This is a genomic window from Sphaerisporangium rubeum, assembly GCF_014207705.1.
Taxonomy (GTDB): Bacteria; Actinomycetota; Actinomycetes; order Streptosporangiales; family Streptosporangiaceae; genus Sphaerisporangium; species Sphaerisporangium rubeum.
In genome coordinates this window covers 1,770,736-1,786,106 of sequence record NZ_JACHIU010000001.1, presented here as the reverse complement: position 1 = coordinate 1,786,106, position 15,371 = coordinate 1,770,736, and the positions used below count along the sequence as shown (strand labels likewise).

The 15,371-nt window shown below is 71.0% G+C and carries 10 protein-coding genes; 5 read left to right on the top strand and 5 right to left on the bottom strand.

The features are described 5' to 3' along the window. Window positions 1-27: 27 nt before the first annotated feature. The gene (ftsE, locus tag BJ992_RS07645) at window positions 28-717 is read right to left on the bottom strand and encodes a cell division ATP-binding protein FtsE (RefSeq protein ID WP_184979216.1); all 690 of its coding nucleotides are present in this window, start codon (window positions 715-717) and stop codon (window positions 28-30) included. Between the two features lie 236 nt (window positions 718-953). On the opposite strand from ftsE, the gene BJ992_RS07640 reads away from it, so the two are divergent. Continuing rightward, on the top strand, window positions 954-1,145 hold the full coding sequence (locus BJ992_RS07640) for a hypothetical protein (protein ID WP_184979215.1): 192 nt from the start codon (window positions 954-956) through the stop codon (window positions 1,143-1,145). A 128-nt stretch (window positions 1,146-1,273) separates the two neighbouring features. On the opposite strand, the gene prfB is transcribed toward BJ992_RS07640, so the two are convergent. Further along, window positions 1,274-2,389 (bottom strand): peptide chain release factor 2, encoded by a 1,116-nt coding sequence (gene prfB / locus BJ992_RS07635; RefSeq protein ID WP_184979214.1) that lies wholly within the window; start codon window positions 2,387-2,389, stop codon window positions 1,274-1,276. 89 nt (window positions 2,390-2,478) lie between these two features. On the opposite strand from prfB, the gene BJ992_RS07630 reads away from it, so the two are divergent. Continuing rightward, the gene (locus BJ992_RS07630; protein ID WP_184979213.1) at window positions 2,479-3,519 is read left to right on the top strand and encodes a DUF8094 domain-containing protein; all 1,041 of its coding nucleotides are present in this window, start codon (window positions 2,479-2,481) and stop codon (window positions 3,517-3,519) included. A 59-nt stretch (window positions 3,520-3,578) separates the two neighbouring features. Here BJ992_RS07630 and BJ992_RS07625 read toward each other — a convergent pair whose 3' ends face one another. Next, complete coding sequence (locus BJ992_RS07625; protein ID WP_184979212.1) at window positions 3,579-8,378, bottom strand: NAD-glutamate dehydrogenase; 4,800 nt, start codon at window positions 8,376-8,378, stop codon at window positions 3,579-3,581. Between the two features lie 423 nt (window positions 8,379-8,801). Here BJ992_RS07625 and BJ992_RS07620 point away from each other — a divergent pair, with 423 nt between their 5' ends. Next, the gene (locus BJ992_RS07620) at window positions 8,802-10,328 is read left to right on the top strand and encodes an FAD-binding protein (RefSeq protein ID WP_184979211.1); all 1,527 of its coding nucleotides are present in this window, start codon (window positions 8,802-8,804) and stop codon (window positions 10,326-10,328) included. Between the two features lie 7 nt (window positions 10,329-10,335). Here the strand turns inward: BJ992_RS07620 and BJ992_RS07615 are convergent, their stop codons facing one another. Beyond that, a complete protein-coding gene (locus BJ992_RS07615) occupies window positions 10,336-12,246 on the bottom strand; it encodes an acetoacetate--CoA ligase (RefSeq protein ID WP_184979210.1) in 1,911 nt (636 codons plus the stop codon). 82 nt (window positions 12,247-12,328) lie between these two features. Here BJ992_RS07615 and BJ992_RS07610 point away from each other — a divergent pair, with 82 nt between their 5' ends. Beyond that, window positions 12,329-12,964 (top strand): GNAT family N-acetyltransferase, encoded by a 636-nt coding sequence (locus BJ992_RS07610; RefSeq protein ID WP_184979209.1) that lies wholly within the window; start codon window positions 12,329-12,331, stop codon window positions 12,962-12,964. Between the two features lie 182 nt (window positions 12,965-13,146). Continuing rightward, complete coding sequence (locus BJ992_RS34190) at window positions 13,147-14,532, top strand: alpha/beta fold hydrolase (RefSeq protein WP_221474723.1); 1,386 nt, start codon at window positions 13,147-13,149, stop codon at window positions 14,530-14,532. A gap of 103 nt (window positions 14,533-14,635) precedes the next feature. Here the strand turns inward: BJ992_RS34190 and BJ992_RS07600 are convergent, their stop codons facing one another. Beyond that, a complete protein-coding gene (locus BJ992_RS07600) occupies window positions 14,636-15,343 on the bottom strand; it encodes an HAD family hydrolase (protein ID WP_343072540.1) in 708 nt (235 codons plus the stop codon). Window positions 15,344-15,371: the final 28 nt, after the last annotated feature.

The following is a 15,371-nucleotide window of genomic DNA, read 5'->3' as shown; positions in this document are numbered from 1 at the left end:
TGGGAGTCCCCTGTCGTTCTCGCTCGATCAGTACGCCTGGCCGTACACGCCGCGAGACTGATCTCGGACGATCTTGCCGTCCTCCAGCTCGACCACGCGCTTGCGCATGGAGTCGACGATGGCGGCGTCGTGGGTGGCCATGACGACGGTGGTGCCGGTCCGGTTGATCCGGTCGAGCACCTTCATGATCCCGATGCTGGTCGCGGGGTCGATGTTGCCCGTGGGCTCGTCCGCGAGGAGGATCATCGGCCGGTTGACGAACGCGCGGGCCATGGCGACCCGCTGCTGCTCGCCGCCGGACAGCTCGTCGGGCATGCGGTGTGCCTTGCCCTCAAGACCGACGAGTTCGACGACCTCGGGCACCACCTTGCGGATGAACCGCCGGGGCTTGCCGATGACCTCCAGCGCGAACGCGACGTTCTCGTACACGTTCTTGTTCGGCAGGAGGCGGAAGTCCTGGAACACGCAGCCGATCCGGCGGCGCAGGTGCGGCACCTTGAAGTTCGACAGGCGCGCCAGATCCTTCCCGGCGACGTGGATCGCCCCGGAGTTGGGACGCTCCTCCTTCAGGACCAGCCGGAGAAAGGTCGACTTCCCCGACCCCGAAGGACCGACCAGGAACACGAACTCACCCTTGTCGACGTCAACACTCACATGGTCGAGGGCGGGCCGGTTCTGGTTACTGTAGACCTTGGTGACATTATCGAAATGGATCACAGGCGCATCACGGCATGCCAGTCTAGGGGTTAGGACGGTAGCGGAGGTGGCCGAGTGGGCCACATCGCCTTGCTGCCGGCCGGAGGTCGCTCGGTCTTTACCAAGGATCGACGCTCCGGTTGGCCGAGGCTCAGTCTAGGGGTAACACTGGCATGGAACGTCCATAACGGAAACAAAACGATTCCACACTCGCTAACGGGCCGGTATAGCGATCTTCGTGGAGAGGAAGAGTCCCTGTGAGCTGCGAACATCTCATCTGCGCTCAGTGCGCGTCACCGGTGGTCGAGGGCCGCTGCCCCGTCTGCCGGGAAAGCAGGGAGCGGCTTCACCACCACGGTTTCGGCGGGCTGTCGCCCATGGTCATCGCGGTGGTGCTGGTCGTGCTGCTGGCCTTCACGCTGGCGCTCAGGCACCTGTACGGCGGCTGACCCCGGCATCAGGGGGCCGGGCCACGACCGTAGCCCGGGGCCCCGCCGGGGTCGCCGTGACGGAACAGGGGCCGTGCCGGGGTCAGGTCATGCCTCAGAGGCCTCAGGGCCCCGAGAGACCGGACGGGTCAGGCCGCGCCGGACTCCTGGCGGCGGGTCCAGCGGATCTCGCCCTCGATGAACTCGTCGAGGTCGCCGTCGAGCACGGCGGTCGGGTTGCCCGCCTCGACCGACGTGCGCAGATCCTTCACGATCTGGTACGGGTGCAGCACGTAGTTGCGGATCTGCGTGCCCCAGGAGGTCGTGGTCTCGCCACGCAGCTCGGACATCTTCTCGGCCTCCTCCTGCCGCTTGCGCTCCAGCAGCTTGGCCTGGAGCACGGCCATCGCCGATGCGCGGTTCTGCAGCTGGGAACGCTCGTTCTGGCAGGAGACCACGATGCCGGTGGGGAGGTGGGTGATGCGGACCGCGGAGTCGGTGGTGTTGACACCCTGGCCGCCGGGGCCCGAGGAGCGGTACACATCGATGCGCAGATCGTCCTCGTTGATGTCGATGTGGTCGGTCTGCTCGACCACGGGGACGACGTCCACGCCGGCGAAGGACGTCTGGCGGCGGCCCTGGTTGTCGAACGGGCTGATGCGCACCAGGCGGTGGGTGCCGTGCTCGCCGCGCAGGGTGCCGTAGGCGTAGGGGGCCTTCACCACGAAGGTCGCCGACTTGATGCCGGCCTCTTCGGCGTAGGAGGTGTCGTACACCTCGGTGGAGTAGCCCTTGCGCTCGGCCCAGCGCAGGTACATGCGCATGAGCATCTGGGCCCAGTCGGCGGCGTCCACCCCGCCGGCCTGCGAGTTGATGGTGATCAGCGCCTCGCGCGCGTCGTAGGGCCCCGACAGCAGGGTGCGCACCTCAAGCGCGTTGATGTCGCCGCGCAGCGAGGTGAGCTCGCGGTCGGCCTCGGCGCGCGTGTCGGCGTCGTCCTCGGCCTCGGCCAGCTCGAACAGGACCGGGAGGTCCTCCAGGCGGCGCACCAGCGCCTCGACCTTGTTGAGCTCACCCTGCAGGTGGGACAGCTTGCTGGTGACCTTCTGCGCCTGCTCGGGGTCGTTCCAGAGATCGGGTGCGGCGGCCTGCGCCTCCAGGTCGGCGATCTGCTTGCGCATAGCGTCGAGATCGAGCACGTCCTGAATGCCCTTCAGGGTGCCGGTAAGCTCGTTGATCTCTTCTACGGGATCGATGGCTGCCACATCTGCCAAGAGTACGCGAATTCAGAAGCCTCCTCGTGCGATGGCTAGCATGGCGTGCGGCAGGGACCCTTCTCGAAAGGCGAGCGAGCGTGATCAGGACCGTGCGTGCGGCGCTCGCGGCGATCCTGCTCGCCGGAGCGGCCGGCGCGTGTACGTCGGACCGGCCCGCGGCGCGGCCCTCGCCGGCCGCGACCCCGGCGCCGCAGGCGAGCGCCTCGGCGCGGGAGACCCCCACGGTGACGCTCAAGGAGGCGGCGCGGGCCGTGCGCGCCATCCTGGCCACCGACGACGTGGTGCGGGCCGCCGGCGACGAGCCGTACGCGCTGGCCCAGACGCGCGACGCGCAGTTGCCGATCATGGTGACCGAGTTCAGGTCCACCGACCTGAAACCCCCGAGGTACACCTGGGGTGAGCCGCGGCTGCTGGTGCCGCGGCTCGACCGGTTCCCCCTGTGGTTCGCCGCGCTGGTGGAGCGGCGCGACCCCCACGGGGACCGCCGCACGGCCCTGCTGGCGTTCATGCGGCAGTACGAGAACTCGCGCTGGCAGCTCAGCTTCTCGTCCCTGCTGAACGCCGCCACCCCGCTCGGCTCGGACGGCGCGCCGCTCGGCGTCGCGCTGGACGGCGAGGGGTACGCCACGCCGCTGCCGACCAGGGACGACACGCTGGCCATCAGCCCGCACCTGATGGCGCCGCTGCACGCCACCATCGCCGAGGAGGGCCCCGGCGGTTTCGCGGCCGGGCTGATCGCGGCGGGCCCGCAGACCACCGGCTACTTCACCGAGGTCGGCGAGGCCAAGCCGGAGGCCAAACGGCTCGGGCTGCTGTACGACTCGATCTTCGGCGCGACCGAGTACCCGATCTACGCGCTGCGCACCACCGACGGCGGCGCCGTGGTGCTGTACTCGCTGACCCGCACCACCAACTGGCAGGCGCAGACGCTCAACGCGGCGGGCCTGGTGCCGGTGCCGGAGAACGCGCGGTGGTCGACCGGCAGGCCGGTGGTGCGCCGCAAGCTGCGCGTCGTGGAGACCCAGCAGTACGTCGCGCACGTCCAGCCGCGCGGCGCGACCCGCCTGTCGGAGGTCGTGGGGTACGACGGCGCGGTCACCGGCGTCAGCGCCGACTGAGCTTCCGGCACAGGTCCCGCGGCGGCCGTACGCCAGCAAGGCGCACGGCCGCGGTGTCCCTAGATCTCCCCCTCGGCGTGCGGCAGGCCGCTGGCGGCGACCAGTGTGCGGATGGCGCGCAGGGCCACCGACAGGGTCGCGAGGTCGAAGGTGTCGCTCTCCCAGATCTCCGAGATCGTCTGCCGGGACCGCGCCACGGCCGCCGAGTTGGCCTCGGCCCAGCGGGCCAGCCGCTCCTCGGGGCCGAGGCCCGGCTCGCTGTGGGTGAGGATGTCCCGGGTGAGCGTGGCGTGCGCGGCGTACAGGTCGTCGCGCAGCGCGGCGCGCGCCATGGAGTTCCACCGGTTGTCGCGCGGCAGCATGATGACCCGCTCACGCAGCCGGGAGAGCTGGATGCGGTCGGCGAGGTCGAAGTACACCTCGGCGACGTCGTGCACCGGCCTGCCGGTGTTGGCCGCGATCTCCACCAGGTCGAACGTCGAGTACGCCGGCACCATCACCGCGGCCCGCTCGGCGAGGTCGGCCGGCACGCCGCGCGCGGCGTAGGCGTCGCGGCGCTCCTCGTACGCCGCGAGGTCCCGTCCGGCGAGCAGCTTCGGCAGGTCCGGCAGCAGCCCCTCGGCTCCTTCGCTGAAGAACCGTGCGGTCGTGGTGAGGTCGAGCGGCGGCCTGCGGTTGCCGAGCAGCCACCGTGCGCCGCGTTCGACCAGTTTGCGGCCCTCCAGCAGCATGGCGATCTGCGTGGCGGCGTCCACCTTGTTGTCCAGCGCCTCGACGGCACGCCAGAACGCCGGCATGCCGAAGACCTCGCGGGACACCAGGTAGGCCCGCGTGATGTCGGGGGTGGAGGCCCCGGTCTCCTCGCCGAACCGGAACAGGAACGTGATGCCGCTCATGTTGACCAGGTCGTTGACCACGCCGGTGGCGATGATCTCGCGGCGCAGCGGGTGCGCGTCCATGGTCTTGCGGAACCGTTCGCGCAGCGCCGACGGGAAGTACGACACCAGCCACGGTTCGAGGAACGGGTCGTCCGGCAGGTCGGACGCCAGCAGCTCGTGGTCGGCGGTGAGCTTGGTGTAGGCGAGCAGCACCGAGAACTCAGGCGCGGTGAGGCCGAGGCCCGACTGGCGCCGCTCGGCCATCTGCTTGTCCGACGGCAACGACTCGAGTTCGCGGTCGAGCAGCGCGTCGCGTTCCAGTCTGCGCAGGTAGCGAGCGTGGATGTGCAGCATCTCGGGGGCCTGCGCGCGGGCCGCGGCGAGCACGACGTTCTGCGCCTTGTTGTCGCGCAGCACGAGGCCCGCGACCTCGTCGGTCATGTCGAGGAAGAGCTGGTCGCGTTCGGTGTCGGTGAGGTCGCCGTCCCGGATCACCCGGTCCAGCAGGATCTTGATGTTCACCTCGTGGTCGGAGGTGTCCACACCGGCCGAGTTGTCGATGAAGTCGGTGTTGACCAGGCCGCCGCCGCGCGCGTACTCGATGCGGGCCTCCTGGGTGAGGCCGAGGTTGCCGCCTTCGCCGATCACCTTGCACCGCAGAGCGGTGGCGTCCACGCGCAGCGGGTCGTTGGCCTTGTCGCCGGCGTCGGCGTGGGTCTCGGTGGACGCCTTGACGTAGGTGCCGATGCCGCCGTTCCACAGCAGGTCCACCGGGGCCGTGAGGATGGCGCTGATGAGGTCGCTCGGGGTGAGGGCCGTCACGCCGTCGGGGATGCCGAGCGCGGCGCGCGCCTGCGGGGACACGGGGATCGACTTGGCGGTACGCGGCCACACCCCGCCGCCCCGCGAGATCAGGGAACGGTCGTAGTCGTCCCATGAGCTGCGCGGCAGCGCGAACAGCCGCTCGCGCTCGGCGTACCCGCGCTCGGCGTCGGGTGCGGGGTCGATGAAGACGTGCCGGTGGTCGAACGCGGCGATCAGCTTGATGTGGCGGGACAGCAGCATGCCGTTGCCGAACACGTCACCGGACATGTCGCCGATGCCGGCCACGGTGAAGTCGTCGGTCCGCACGTCCACGCCGAGCGAGCGGAAGTGGTGGGCCACCGACTCCCAGGCGCCGCGCGCGGTGATCCCCATGGCCTTGTGGTCGTAGCCGACCGAGCCGCCTGAGGCGAACGCGTCGCCGAGCCAGAAGCCGTACTCCTTGGCGACCTCGTTGGCGATGTCGGAGAACGTCGCGGTGCCCTTGTCGGCGGCCACCACCAGGTAGGTGTCGTCGCCGTCGTGCCGCACCACGTCGTGCGGCGGCACGACCTCGTTGTCCACGAGGTTGTCGGTGATGTCGAGCAGGCCGGAGATGAACTGCCGGTAGCAGGCCACGCCTTCGGCCATCAGCTCGTCCCTGCCGCCGCCGTGGGGTGGCCGTTTCACCACGAAACCACCCTTGGAGCCGGTCGGCACGATGACGGTGTTCTTCACCATCTGCGCCTTGACCAGGCCGAGCACCTCGGTGCGGAAGTCCTCCATGCGGTCCGACCAGCGCAGGCCGCCGCGCGCGACCTTGCCGAACCGCAGGTGCACGCCTTCGACGCGCGGCGAGTACACGAAGATCTCGATCATCGGACGCGGCGGCGGCAGCACGCTGATCGACGCCGAGTCCAGCTTGATGGAGATGTACGGCTTGCGGCGGCCGGCGAGCGTCTGGAACGCGTTGGTGCGCAGCGTGGCGGTGATCAGTTCGAGGAACGCGCGCAGGATGCGGTCCTCGTCGAGGGACGCCACGTCGTCGAGCGCGGCGAGGATCTCCTCGCGCAGCGCGTCCCCCACGTCGCCGCGCAGCTCAGGCGACCGCGCCGGGTCCAGCCTGGCCTCGAACAGCCGTACCAGCAGGCCGGCGACCCGCAGGTTCCCCACCAGCGCCTTCTCGATGTACCGCTGACTGAACGCGGTGCCGGTCTGGCGCAGGTACTTCGCGTACACACGCAGGATCTCGGCCTGGCGCCAGGTGAGCCCGGCGGCGGGGACCAGCGCGTTGAAGCCGTCGCTCTCGATCTCGCCGCGCCACAGCGCGCCGAAGGTGTCCTGCAGCAGCGTCTTGAACGTCTCGTCGGAGACCCGTTCGGTCGGGGGGCAGCGCAGGCCGAAGTCGTAGATCCAGCCGGGCTCGGCGCCTTTGCGCGCCACGCGGTACGGCCGTTCGTCCACGACCTCGATCCCCATGCGGCCGAGCAGGGGGAGCACGTCCGACAGGGAGACCGCGGCGCCGACGCGGTAGAGCTTGAACCGCCACTCCTGGTGCGGACGGTACAGGTCGAGCGCGATCTCGTCGGAGGTGGCGGCGATCTGTTCCAGGCGGCGCAGGTCCGCGACCGCGACAACGGGGGTGAAGTCCTCCTTGTACGCCTCGGGGAACGCGGCGGCGTAGCGGCGGGCCACGGTGGCGGCGTCCGGCATGGCGTCGGCGATCGCGGTGGCCAGGTCGTCCTCCCAGGACCGCGTGGTGGCCGCGACGCGGGACTCCAGCTCCTCGACGTCCACCCCTTCGATGCTGAGGGGCTTGCCGCGCTCACCGCGGATGGTGACGTGCAGGCGCGCCAGAGGGGACTCGCCGATCATGGTGCTGTAGTCGAGCGAGGTGCCGCCGAGCGCCAGCAGCAGGATGTCCTGCACGCGCACGCGCACGTCGGTGGTGTAGCGGTCACGCGGCAGGTAGATCAGGCAGGAGATGTAGCGGCCGTAGTCGTCACGGCTGAGGAACAGGCGCACGCGCTTGCGCTCGCGCAGCCGCAGCACGCCGGTGACGACCGGCACCAGGTCCTCGGCGGGGATGTGGAACAGCTCGGAGCGGGGGTAGCTCTCCAGGATCTCGATGGCGTCCTTGCCGTCGTGGCTGTCGGGTGCGAGGCCCACGCGGTCGAGCACCTCGTCGAGCTTGCGGCGCAGCACCGGGATGCGGGAGATCGACTCGCTGTACGCGACGTGGGTGAACAGGCCGAGGAAGCGGCGCTCACCGACGACCTCGCCTTCGGGGGAGAACAGCTTGACGCCGATGTAGTCCAGGTACACGGGCCGGTGCACGGTGGCGCGGCTGTTGGCCTTGGTGACGACGAGGAACTGTTTCTCGCGAGCCTTGGCGCGCAGCTCCTGCGGCATCGCGGCGAAGCTGGCCGACCCCGCCTTGTCGGCGCGCAGGATGCCGAGGCCCGTCCCCGGCACGGCGCGCAGCCGGTCGCCGTCGGCGGAGGTCTCCAGGCGGTACTCGCGGTAGCCGAGAAAGGTGAAGTGGCCGTCGGCGAGCCAGCGCAGCAGTTCGGCGCTGTCCTCGATCTCCTCGGGAGGCAGGGGCCGCGCGGTGCCGTCCGCGAGGGCCAGCGCCAGCGCGCGCATCTTGTCGGAGTCCTCGACGGCGTTGCGCACGTCCTGCAGCACGCGGCGCAGGTCGTCCTCCACGGCCCGCAGGACGGTCTCGTCGTCCTGCCGGTCGATCTCGATGCGCATCCACGACTCGGCGAGCACCTGGCCGGTGACGCCGCGCTCGGCGGTGAGCATGCGGCCGGTCAGGTCGCGCTCGACGGTCATCTGGGGGTGGACGATGAGGTGGACGCCGAGGCCGTGCCGGTCCAGCTCCATGGTCACCGAGTCGACCAGGAAGGACATGTCGTCGGTGACGACCTCCACCACGGAGTACTGCTGTCCGGCGGGGCTGTAGGCGCGCACCAGGGCACGTCCCTGCGGCCGGTGCTCGGCGAACGCGCGATGGCCCATCGCCGTGCGGTACAGCTCCTCCGGCGCGCGGTGCTCCAGGTCCTCCGGTGCGACATGCCGGTAGTACTGCCGCAGCAACGCGAGCACACGTCCGCCGTCCGCCGCCGTGTCGGCCGCGGACCTCAGCAACCGGTCCTTGTCCTCTTCGAGGGGCATGTCGCTACTCACTCCTTTGTGAGGGGTATCACCTGTGTCGCACAATCGGACGCACCTACCCCGCGAAGGCGGCCCGCTCTCCCTGCATGCGGAACCCGTCCCGGATCACTCCCGGCATACGACTTCCACCAGCGGTGACTCCCCTGGATCGCCATTGATCAGGCTTACCTGCCGCCGTACCCGATATCAGCCCATCACACATCAAACGTCAACTTGTCCCGCGCACCCGTCCCACCCCTTACCTGGTCAGCCTCCCGCACTCCACCCGCCGCCGATACCGATCTGTGATAAACCGCCGGTCCTTTGGGCACGTCTCACACAAGGGGGATGTTCTTTCGCCTCCCTTGACCCCCACGAGGAGGATCGTTGGCGGCACCGGGCCGGGCCCGGACGCGGCCGGTCCCCCTCACAAGGAGCTGAGCCGTGCGTCCATCATTCGACCGGCGGGCCTTCTTCGCCGTCTCGGCGTCATCGGTGCTCGGAGCCGTGGCCGGCTGCGCGCCTCCCGCGAGCGGCGCGCGCACCGCCGCGCCGGGTGCGGCGGTCAGGCCGCCGATCGCGGCGAGGACCAAGCCCGTTCCGAAGGACTGGTCGGCGCTCAGGGAAGGGCTGGCCGGACGGCTGATCCGGCCGGGGGACGCGGCGTACGACGCGGCGCGGCGGCTGTACAACCCGCGGTTCGACGGCGTCAGACCCGCCGGGGTCGCCTACTGCGCGAACGCCTCGGACGTCGCCGAGTGCCTGGCGTTCGCGCGCAGGACGGGGGTGCCGGTCGCGGCCCGCTCCGGCGGTCACAGCTACGCCGGATGGTCCTCGGGGACCGGCCTGATCGTGGACGTGGCCCGGATGAACGGCGTGAGCGCCGCGTCCGGCCGCGCGGTGGTCGGCGCCGGCGCTCAGCTGATCGACGTGTACGACCGTCTCGCGGCCGAAGGGGTGAGCATCCCGGCGGGCTCGTGTCCCACCGTCGGCGTCGCCGGACTCACCCTCGGCGGCGGCATCGGGGTGGTGGCCCGCAAGTACGGCCTGACCTGCGACGTGCTGGAGTCGGTCCAGATCGTCACCGCGGACGGCCGGGTGCGCACGTGCGACGCCAACCACGACGCCGATCTGTACTGGGCCTCGCGCGGCGGCGGAGGCGGCAACTTCGGCGTCGCCGTGTCGTTCACCTTCCGCACCCACCCCACCTCGGACGTCACGGTCTTCTTCCTGCACTGGCCGTGGTCGATGGCACGCAAGGCCGTCGCGGTGTGGCAGCAGTGGGCCCCAGCCGCGCCGGACGCGCTCTGGGCCAACCTGCACCTCGGCCACGACCCGGCCCCCTCCCTGACCATCGGCGGCCTGTACCTCGGTCCGCGCGCCGCGTGCGAGAAGCTGCTGGACCCACTGATCGGCCGCATCGGCGGCCGGACCACCGGCCGGTCGATCACCCAGACCACCTACCTGCAGGCCATGAAGATCATGGGTGGCTGCGCCGGCCGCACGCTCCCCCAGTGCCACGTCCAGGGCACGCTTCCCGGCCGTACCCGCGAGGGGACCTTCCCGAGGGACGACTTCCGCGCGTCCTCGCACCTGGCGTACCGTCCCCTGCCGGCGTCCGGCATCGCCGGGCTGGTCGGCCAGGCGGGGAGCCCCGGCCGTCACTCGATCCTCCTCGACGCGCTCGGCGGCAAGGTCGGCCGCGTGCGGCCCGACGCGACCGCCTACCCGCACCGCCAGGCCCTGTTCAGCGTCCAGTACTACGCGCACCGCGACGGCGCCGCCGCGTGGGTGCGCGCGGCGCGCGCCGCGATGACGCCGCACTTCGGCGAGCACGCGTACGTCAACTACATCGACCCGGCGCTGAAGAACTGGCGCCGCCAGTACTACGGCGGCAACGCCACCCGCCTGGCGAAGGTCAAGGCCGCCTACGACCCGGACCGGTTGTTCCGCTTCCCCCAGGCCGTGTGATCCCGCGTCACGGCGTGAAGTGCCTGAGCACCTCCGGGTTGGCCATCGCGCCGGTGTTGGCGGCCTTCTCCGGCGGCGTGCCGAGCAGGATCTTGCGCACCGGCACCTCCAGCTTCTTGCCGCTGAGCGTGCGCGGGATGCCGGGGACCTCGTGGATCTCGTCCGGCACGTGCCGGGGGGACAGCTCGGCGCGCAGCGCCGCCTTCACGCGGGCCGCCAGGTCGTCGGTGAGCGACTCCCCCTCGGCCGGGGTGACGTACAGCAGCAGCCGTCCCTCGCGGCCGAGCTGACCGGTGTCGATGACGAGGCTGTCGGCGATCTCGGGGAACCGCTCGACCACGCGGTAGAACTCGCTGGTCCCCATGCGCACCCCGCCGCGGTTCAGCGTGGAGTCCGACCTGCCGTAGATCACGCACGACCCGTCGTCCATGATCTTGATCCAGTCGCCGTGCCGCCACACCCCCGGATAGTCGGCGAAGTAGCTCTCCCGGTACCGCTCCCCGCCGGGGTCGTTCCAGAACATGACCGGCATCGACGGCATCGGCCGCGTCACCACCAGTTCCCCGACCTCCCCCACCACGGGGTTCCCCTCGGCGTCGAACGCCTCGACCTTCGCGCCGAGGCACCGGCACGGGATCACCCCGGCCCGCACCGGCAGCAACGGCACGGCCCCCACGAACCCGGTGCACACGTCCGTGCCGCCGGAGAACGACCCGAGCTGCACGTCCGGCAGCACGTCGTACAGCCAGGCGAACCCCTCAGGCGGCAACGGCGACCCGGTGGACCCGACCCCCCGCACCTTGGCGAGCCCTTCGGGCCGCAGCCCGGCGCGCATCGACGCGACGATGTACGGCGCGCCGGTGCCGAAGTAGGTGACCCCTTCCTCGGCCGCGAGCCGCCACAGCACGTCCGTCCCCGGATGCGTGGCGCTCCCGTCGTACAGCACCACCGTCGCGCCGACGAGCAGCCCGCCGGCCAGGTAGTTCCACATCATCCACCCGGTCGTGGTGTACCAGAGGAACACGTCCCCTTCCCCGAGGTCCTGGTGGAAGCTCAGCGCCTTGAGATGCTCGAGGACGATCCCCCCGTGGCCGTGCACGATCGCCTTCGGCAGCCCCGTCGTCCCCGACGAGTACACGATCCACAGCGGATGGCCGAACGGCACCTGCTCGAACTCCGGCTCCGCCGCCTCGGCCCGCAGCTCCTCCCACCCGAGCACCCGTCCCCCGGTGGCGACCGTCCCGGACTCCCCCACCACGACGGTCGCGGTCAGGCCCGGCAGCCGCCGCGCGATGTCCGCCACGACGTCCGACCGGTCGAACCACCGGCCGTTGTAGGTGTAGCCGTCCACCGCGATCAGCACCTTCGGGGTGATCTGCGCGAACCGGTCGGCCACGCTGGACGCGCCGAAGTCCGGCGAGCACGACGACCACACCGCGCCGAGGCTCGCCGCGGCCAGGAACGCGATCAGCGCCTCCGGCGCGTTCGGCAGGTAGGCCGCGACCCGGTCCCCCCGCCGCACCCCGAGCCGCACCAGGCCGGCCCTGACCCGTCCCACCTCGCCGGCGAGCTCACCGTAGGTGTAGACCCGCCGGCCGCCGTCCTCCGCGCGGCCGACGACGGCGACCCGGTCCGGATCACCCCTCAGCGCGTTCGCCGCGTAGTTGACCGTGCTCCCCGCGAACCACTCGGCCCCCGGCATGTCCCCCCGCAGCACCGGCCCCTCGCCGCGTGTCCCCACCACCTGGAAGTAGTCCCAGACCGCACCCCAGAACTCCTCCGGCCGCTCGACCGACCACCCCCACAGCTCGTCGTACCGCTCCCCGCTCCGTCCGAGCCACTCGGCGAACCGGGTGACCTTCGCACCCCGGACCACGGCCTCTGACGGCTCCCACAGCAACGCACCTTCGTCCACCATGCCCCCATCCTGTCCGACCCCCTTCTCCCCATGCCATCCCGCCTGACCACATAACCGGCCCCGCGAGCCGGGAGGCGGTGCGATGCTGAGGCGATGGAGGAACGTCGTGGGCCGTCCCTCGCACCGCCGCGTCTCGTTCCTCCCGGAACCGTCCGCCACCGGAAGGAGCCTGATGCGGGTCTCGTTCATCCACGAACACGGTCTGTCGGCCGCCGAGGTCCTGACCGACGAATACGTGGACGCCTACCTGGAGATCCACGCCGAGCCTCCGTACAACTCCAATCCCAATTCGTCCCGTGAGCGCTATCTGGCCAGAACGCGCCGCCAGGTCGAGAGCCCCGGCTTCCAGCTCGTCGCCTGCCGGGACGACGGCGGCGCGCTGATCGGCTGGACGTTCGGCCTGCCGTTCGCGGCAGGCGGCTGGTGGGGTGGCGTCACGTCCCCCGCACCTGAGGAGGTGCTGCGCGGCGAGAAGTTCGCCGTCATCGAGCTCAACGTGATCAGGAGCCGCCGGGGCCAGGGGTACGGCAGGCGGCTGCTCACGTCCCTGCTGGACTCGCGGCCGGAGCCGTGGGCCACACTGCTGAGTCTTCCCGCCGCGCCGGCGCACGCCATGTACGAACACCTCGGCTGGCGGGTCGTCGGGACGAACCAGCCGGCCCCGGACGCGGAAATCGCGGATGTACTCGTACTCCGGCTGGAAAACCATTCCGCCTGACAATTTTCCCGGCAATGGGCTTTCCGAGCCATTGCGGGGGCCGGTAATCGGTCACCTTTGTGCTGTTCAGTAGGGTGATGGTCCGTGTTCCCTGCTTTGTGAGGGCTCATATGGACAAGTGGTTATCGGCGCGAGGCGGAAGGGTCGTCAAGGCCTTTGGGAATGTCGCGCTGTGGGGGGTGGTGGAGGGTTTATGGACGCCGCGCGGGCCGGGGTCGGCCCTGCAGGCGCTGGCGTGCATGGGGGTCTCGCTGGCGGCCGGGTGGATCGCGGGGTTCTACGGGAGGTCGCGGTGGTACATCCTCCTGGCGCCGGTGACGTTCTGGGTGGTGCTGGAGGTCGTGCGTGCCGGAGCGCAGGGGCCGAGTGTGGACGCGGTGCGGTTCACGACGTTCGGCATGCTGGCGCTGGTGACCGGACGGCTGCCGTACGCGGTGCTGACTCTGCTCCCCATGGCCGTCGGCGCGGCTTTCGGTGCGGGGGCCGCGCGGCGGCGCGCCGGGGTGCGCGCGGCGCGGCTCCCGCGGTACGCGGGACGCGCGGTGACGGTGCTGTCGGCGGTCGTCGTTGCGGGGGTCGCGGTGGTGGTGGCGCTGCCGGGTCGTACCGCGCCGGTCGCGGGGGGTGGCGGGGTCGCGGAGCTGGCCGGCGTCTCGGTGAACGGTCACCGGTTCGGGGTGATGATCAGGGGTGCGGACGCCGCGGCGCCGGTCCTGCTGTACGTGCCGGGGCCACCCGGAGGGTCGGAGATCGGGGCCATGCGGCGGCACCTGGCGGGGCTCGAACAGCGGTTCGTCGTGGCCACCTGGGACCGGCGAGGTGGAGGCAAGTCGTTCGCGGCGTTCGAGCCCACCGCGACGCTCACGACCGAGGACGAGGTGCGCAGCACCGTCGCGATGGCCGAGTACCTGCGGGAGAGGTTCAGGCGGGACCGCGTCTACCTCGCCGCGCACTCCGGCGGGTCGATGGTGGGGGTGCTCGCCGTCCAGCGGCGGCCCGAACTGTTCGCGGCGTACATCGGGATCGGCCAGGCCGTCGCGCCGCCGGCCGCCGACGCGGCGCAGTACCAGGACACGCTGGCCTGGGCCCGCGCCACCGGGAAGGCCGAGCTCGCGCGGCGGCTGGTGGAGCTCGGGCCGCCGCCGTACGGGGACGGGTACTCCTACGAGCCGATGCTGACCAGTGAGCCCAAGGTGTACGCCTACGACCACGGACCCAACAGCGAAGGGGCCGGCGGGTTCGCCGAGAGCCTCGGGGTGCCGGAGTACTCGCTGCTCGACCAGGCGCACGTCATCGGCGGACTGGTGGACGCCTACGACCTGCTCTATCCGCGCATGCAGGGCATCGACCTGCGCCGGCAGGTGAACCGGCTCGACGTGCCGGTGTACTTCGCCGTCGGCGCGCACGAGGTGCCGGTGCGGGTGCGGCTGCTGTCGGAGTGGAGCGACCTGTTGCAGGCGCCGCACAAGGAGACCGTCACGTTCGCGACGTCGGGTCACCGGCCGCAGTTCGAACAGCCTGCGGAGTTCGTGAGGTTCGCCGAACGCGTGCTCGCCGAGACGTCCTGAGACCGAGCACGGTCCCGTCCGCGTCCGGAGGTGGACGGACGCGGACGGACATGGATGGACGCGGACGGACGCGGACGGACGCGGACGGAGCGCCGCCGGGGGTCTAGACGGGCCTGCGGTCCAGAGGGCTGGTGAGACGTGCGACGGCCGCGACCACCTCGGAGGCGTTGGTGAGGTCGGGGAGGACGATGTCGGCGCCTGCCTCGTTCAGTTCGGCCGCGGTGGAGCGGCCGGAGGCGACGGCGATCATGGTGGCGCCGGCGATGCGCGCCGCCTGTACGTCACGGGTGGAGTCGCCGACGAGGACGGTGTTCGCGCCGTCGCAGCGGAAACCGTGGCGGGCCTTGACGCGGCCCTGCGCGACCTGAAGGAGCGTGGCCTTGGGGTACACCTCCTCGCCGTAGCCGCCGCACTCGACGTCGATGTGGCGGTCCAGGCCGAAGGCCTTGAGCTTGAGCACGGCGTTGCTCTTGATGGTGCCGGTCAGCACGGACTGCACCACGCCGTCGAGGCGGGCCACCGCCTTGAGCGCGTCCTTGGCGCCTGGCATGGCCTGGCCGTCCTTGTCCAGCCGCTTGCGGCGGGCCGCGAACGCCGCGGCGAGCGCCTCGATGAAGCGCGGCAGGTGGTCGTCGCCGGTCACGATGCCGTTGACGGCGAGCGTCTCGAAGATGATCTCCGAGTCGGGACGGCCCATGGCGGGTGCGAGCTTCACCAGGGGCCGGCCGGTGACCTGCCGGAAGGCCTCGGCGTAGGCGTCACGGGTGACGATCGCCACGTCGACCAGGGTGAGGTCGACGTTCCACAGCACGAGACGGTTGATGGGGGGCCTCCGGGGA

Bases quoted from the DNA above. Each gene is read 5' to 3' on its own strand.
- BJ992_RS07615 (WP_184979210.1), bottom strand. From the start codon at position 12,246: ATGGTGGACGAAGGTGCGTTGCTGTGGGAGCCGTCAGAGGCCGTGGTC.
- BJ992_RS07625 (WP_184979212.1), bottom strand. From the start codon at position 8,378: ATGCCCCTCGAAGAGGACAAGGACCGGTTGCTGAGGTCCGCGGCCGAC.
- BJ992_RS07610 (WP_184979209.1), top strand. From the start codon at position 12,329: ATGCTGAGGCGATGGAGGAACGTCGTGGGCCGTCCCTCGCACCGCCGC.